Source organism: Draconibacterium sp., assembly GCF_041583095.1.
GTDB lineage: Bacteria > Bacteroidota > Bacteroidia > Bacteroidales > Prolixibacteraceae > Draconibacterium.
Window position 1 is genome coordinate 1 of record NZ_JBFHGM010000322.1, and the last position, 5,412, is coordinate 5,412.

A 5,412-nucleotide genomic window follows, 5' to 3' on the forward strand; every position below is an offset into this window, starting at 1 on the left:
CACAGCCAACAGGTACTCGTCCACAGTAATCAAGATATGACCAGATCCCAGAGTAATCTTCTGGACAATATCTGTTATAACTACAAGTCTGATCCCACTCTGTCGATAACAACGGAAGTACTTCTTCAATAATGGAAGAACTTTTCAATGAGTTTTTTGTCAAATATTTTGACCATTCAGAATTAATGTCTGTTACTGGATCTTTATTGCTCGATCTTATGTAATTAATTTGTTTCTTGTAATGATTCATCCATTCAATAAAAGCAGGTGGCAGACTATCATTTTGATCAAACTTTCCAGAAAAAGAATATCCTAAGATTGGAACTGTACGGTTATCAGCAGAAACAATAACAAAGCCATCATTATCATTTACGTTAAAAACATAATAGTATGGTACAGAAAGGCTTTTTAAATTTGTTGCATAATCAAACTCTTGATGTGACAATTTAAGTTCAATTCCTTCTTCGGACAAACTTCGTGATTTCAATTGAGAGCTCTGTGAAATTCTTGCAAGATAGAAATTCGTGGCTACAGTTTTTGCTGTTATAGTATCAACAGAATTACTATAAACTGAACATATAAAGGTGGAGCTGAGAAAAAGAAAAATAAATAATCTTTTCATAATAAAAATAGATTTAGACCTCTTAGTTTAAATACAATTCAATAATACATGTGCAGATTAACCCTCTCCAAAGCAAAGCTCCTGGAAATGTTAATCAGTCATTATTTTTACACCCCTACAGTAACTACATCACTCTGCTGACCCACTTCTATATCGCCTAGAATAAAGTAAGCGTAATACTGGGTGCCGTTTTCCATTTGCTGGTTATCGACATACGGGCTGCGGGTATCGGTAGCGAGGTACGAGAAGTTTTCTTCGCCGGGGCGTTTGCGGTAAATATTTACTCCCGAGTAATAACTTTCGAGGCCAAAGGAAAATTCCCAGCCGTGAGGCACCTTTTTGGCTTTTAGTACCGGTTGGGCATTATCGGTGTCGTGGTGTACTTCGGCACCTATAATATCAAATTCCTTACCTACCTTGTCGGTGTAATTGGGGTTGTTTTTTATAAACTGGGCCATGTTACGGCTGAGTTTCACCAGGGTTTTGCGGTCGGTTTGAGTGAGTTTAACCTGTTGGTTTTTCTGGTCGACCAGTTGTTTCTCGGTAACCAGGTCGCCCGAGTATTCCTGCGAGGCACTGTTTATGGCATCGGCCTGTTCCTGACTAATGCCATATTTTCCAACATTGTTAATTACTGTAGCTGCAAATTGTTTTGCCCATGCTTCAAGTTGGTACTTGTCGGATGGAATGTAATCTTTAGAATTTTTTCCCATGATAATAATGTTTAAAAGTTAGTACATCGTATAGTAAACCGTTGAAAGGATTTTGCGCTAAACACTGAATTACTGCACATTGCAAGTTCCCACTAATGGTTTTTATCCGGTAAATGGCGGTAATTGCTTCTTGATTCCTGATTTTTGATAAGTGGTTCCCGGTTTTTAATGATTGATTACCGGGAGTTGATGTCTGAATATTGGTATTCAGACACTGATTCTCACGAATTGAGTGGCAATTAGCGGAATTTGTTGCGTGATTATCGGCAAAATGAGCATGTTTCGATTCAATGTCCCCTGAAATAGTGATGTGTAAAGGAATAAGCTCGGTTGGATAACAATGGTTTGTTTTGGTTAATTGATTAACTCTGGTTTTTAACATAGTAAAAGGTGCAAGCAATAATTCAGGATTAATTTTCTGATTTAAAAATACTTACTCCTCAACGCTTTATACTAATCATTATGAGTAATACTGATAATACTTTATGGGTATAAATACCATCTTCAATTGAAGTAAGGCTATCAGAAATAAGGGGCTAGAAATTTAGGCTAACAATGGAAGGAATGGCAGATTGTTATGCCCATGAAGAAATTCCATTCCACATAACAATAAGCTCTGCAGTCGACCTCACGCCTAATTTGTCAAGAATTCGTCTTCGATGCGTATCGGCAGTATGTTTACTAATAAAGAGGAGATCAGCAATTTGCTGCGAGGTAAGTCCTTTACAAAGCAGTCGGGCAATTTCTTTTTCGCGCTCGCTTAACACCGAGTTTTCAATGTGTGGAAAGTGGTTTTTCTTTTGGTTAAACCGTTCAAGGCATTCGCGCAAATCATCAATATCTACGGGCTTCAGCAAATAGTCAAAAGCTTCTGCTTTTATGGCCTTTATAGCATACTGGCTGTAAGCGGTAACAAAAATAAACTCGGGAAATACAAATTGTTCGCGAATTCGTTTTACCACCTCGAACCCCGTCATCCCGGGCATTTCAACATCGATAAAAACAAGACCGGGTTTACAACTCACAATTCGGTCAATTGCCACTTCGGGATCAGCTACTTTGTGCAGTATTTCTACATGTGGGAATAATTTAAGCAAATCGGCCATCCGGTTTAGGGATTGCTTTTCATCGTCGACTAATACCGCTGTTGTTTTTTCCATCATTTTTGTTTTCGTCATTATATCCCGGAAATATCAATGTCTTAACGTTTTTAAGCAGATGCTGAAACCAGTTCAACATGACGTACCCATTTAAAGTGGCACTTTAATTTCAACACGTGTTCCAGCCGCTTCTCCTGCCTCGGTATAAAGATCATTTATTTTATATTCAATTCGAATATCCTGTGTATTGAAAAACAAATCGAGACTTTTATTTACTATTTCCATACCTTTACCGGTACTCATTAATGAGTATTGCTTTGCTTTTTCCCTTCCGATTCCGTTGTCGGAAATGATGATTTTCAAGTTATTCGCTTGCTGCATAAATTCGATCAAAAGCAAACCTTTTCCTTTTAAATGCTTTAAGCCGTGTTTAATGGCATTTTCCACAAAAGTATGGATCAACATTTTAGGAATATCGATTTCGGGCAAGTGATCAGCATTTACAATTTTATATTCAAAACCTTCATTCATCCTGAGTTTTTCCAGTTCGAGGTAATTTTTGGTAAACTCCAACTCTTCTGTTAATGAAACCGTTAACTGCCCCGACTGAAAAAGTGATTGCCTTAACAGCTTGTTATATTTCCCGAAATAGTACTGTGCTTTTTCTTTTTCGTGCGTTTCATACAATGCTCCGATTGAATTTAAAACGTTTAAATTAAAATGGGGATTTAATTGATTTTCAATAGCAACTAACTGCATTTGTGCAATTTTCTTTTCAGTCTCGTAACGCCGTTTAATAAAAAACTGAAATAAAAAACCAATACCATAAACTGCCCCATATACTGAAGAGAATAACAGTATGTTTGTCAATAATCGCCAACGGTATAGGCGGTTCTTATGATACGAAAACGTGTAATAATCTCCCTCGTTCTGTATTGAAAAGGTATTTTTATCCGGTTCAACCACAGACAAATAGCTATTTCCTGTCAGAAACTTTGATAAGCCGGGAAGTTTAGCCGGGGCGCTAAAATCATCACGGGTAATCCAATAGTTAAGATTTGATCTGTCCTTAAGAATGTATTCCTTTGCACCATCACCATCCACGTCCAGCTCTCCCAATTTTCCATTGTGCGACACCGATTGTTCAGCGTTGATTAGTTCTAAATTTTGATTATACGTTTCAAGTAAACCATCTTCGCGGTAAATGATTAGTTCTTGAGGATAATCTGCGGGATAGTTTACATATAAAGTTGCATTCCGAAGGTTTTGCTGATAGGGAATCATTTTTTTACGAAGCACTTCACCTTTCGCGTTATACAGCCCCAAAAACGAAGTATCGCCACTATTACCAATATGTTTTGAAAAAACAGCAAGCGCTGCCTGTCCATTCTCATCAAACAAAGGGCAAGTCCCCACTGTTGTTGAGTAACTTCCTATTTTTATCGGATCGAATAAAAACCGGGCTTCTGAATTCAATACCATCAACCAGGCAAAATGATCTGAGAAAGGATACTCTTCGTCGCAATTGTCGTAGGCATCTGAACTTCCCATGAGCTCCTTCTTTCCGTCATTATCAATGTCAGCATAGTACATATTCCTGCCTATTGCTGTTCCTGACAATGGAGATGTTTTTAGTTTTTTGTGAAAAATATCATAAATACATACTTTCCGGGTGGCGGCAGTAAACCCACACATAAAGGGTAAAATAACCTCTTTATACCCGTCGTTATCCAGATCTTCCATTGCAGGAAAGTAAATTCCGTAATCAGGATTCCCTGCATGCTTTTGAAAAGTAGTTACAAACAATTCTTTTGTTTTGAAATCACCTGTTATTCCTTCAACTATATGAAGAAAAACAGAATCATTCTGAGTGGTTAAACAAAGTATTTCACATCGTTCATCAGCGTTACAATCATCCACACAAAAGAAAGAACCTTTAACAAATTCGCCCTTAAAATTCTTCTGATACAGAAGTTTTCCACCACTTTCTACCAAAATTGCCGGTGTTCCCATAAAATCTTTGATAAATTCAATTTTTTCAGACTTTCCATCGAAGTCCAAATCATGATAAGTGATGACGCAATTGGCAGGAACCCTTTCTTTAGCTACCAGCTTTACTGAATACGCTGTAAAATCAGGGAGTAAAAAACTTATGGGAATAGTTAGCAAAAAAGCAACTCCCAAAGCGATCCAATATATCTGGTATTTAACATTAAACAATCGATGTAACATGGAAACCCCTATCTATTAATATTTTAAAGATAATTATTTTAACATATTCCAAAAGTATTTTGTTATATAAGGCTCAACATTACGTTAATTTAAAATAGTTCCAAACAAAAAAGCCGCAACCCAAAATGAGTTGCGGCTTTCATTCCAGAAGTCATAGCATCACTCAAAGTGATACTATGACTCGTTATGTTTTATTTCGTTTTTTCTTCAATCCAGTTTTTGGCATTTACAAAAGCCTGAATCCATGGTGCCACCTCATCCAGTTTTCGGTCGGCAGGGTAATTTGCCCAAAGGTGCGGTTTGAAAGCACGCTCCAGGTGAGGCATCATTACCAAATGACGGCCATCATCAGAACACAACGATGCTGCATTAAAGTGCGATCCGTTTGGATTACCCGGATAACCTTCGTTGCTGTATTTCATCGGAATATTGTACTGATCTTCGTTAAACGGCAGGTAGAATTTACCCTCTCCGTGTGCTACCCAGATTCCCAGTTTCATGCCGGCCATATTCTCCAACATCACCGATTTATTGTCAAGAATATCAACATTCAGGAACGACGATTCGAATTTGCCCGATTCGTTGTGTAACATTTTTGGTTGAATGCTGTGTTCAGGATAAACAACGCCCAGTTCTACCATTACCTGGCAACCGTTACAAACTCCTAAACTCAGTGTGTCTTCACGTTGGTAGAATTTCTCCAGTGCAACACGTGCTTTTTCGTTGAATTTGAATGCTCCGGCCC

At 37.8% G+C, this 5,412-nt stretch carries 5 protein-coding genes; all 5 read right to left on the minus strand.

Features of this window, described 5'->3' with window-relative positions; translation table 11 throughout:
- Window positions 1–622 (minus strand): Spi family protease inhibitor (locus ABZB17_RS20085; protein WP_372652976.1); only part of this gene is annotated, 622 nt, incomplete at its 3' end.
- Window positions 623–729: 107 nt separating this feature from the next.
- Window positions 730–1,335, minus strand: a complete 606-nt coding sequence (locus ABZB17_RS20090; RefSeq protein ID WP_372652978.1) for a hypothetical protein — start codon at window positions 1,333–1,335, stop codon at window positions 730–732.
- Window positions 1,336–1,910: 575 nt separating this feature from the next.
- Window positions 1,911–2,495, minus strand: a complete 585-nt coding sequence (locus tag ABZB17_RS20095) for a response regulator (RefSeq protein WP_372652981.1) — start codon at window positions 2,493–2,495, stop codon at window positions 1,911–1,913.
- Window positions 2,496–2,585: 90 nt separating this feature from the next.
- Complete coding sequence (locus ABZB17_RS20100) at window positions 2,586–4,667, minus strand: sensor histidine kinase (protein WP_372652983.1); 2,082 nt, start codon at window positions 4,665–4,667, stop codon at window positions 2,586–2,588.
- A 191-nt stretch (window positions 4,668–4,858) separates the two neighbouring features.
- Window positions 4,859–5,412: phosphoribosylformylglycinamidine synthase subunit PurQ (locus ABZB17_RS20105; RefSeq protein WP_372652986.1), on the minus strand; the 554-nt coding region annotated here is incomplete at its 5' end.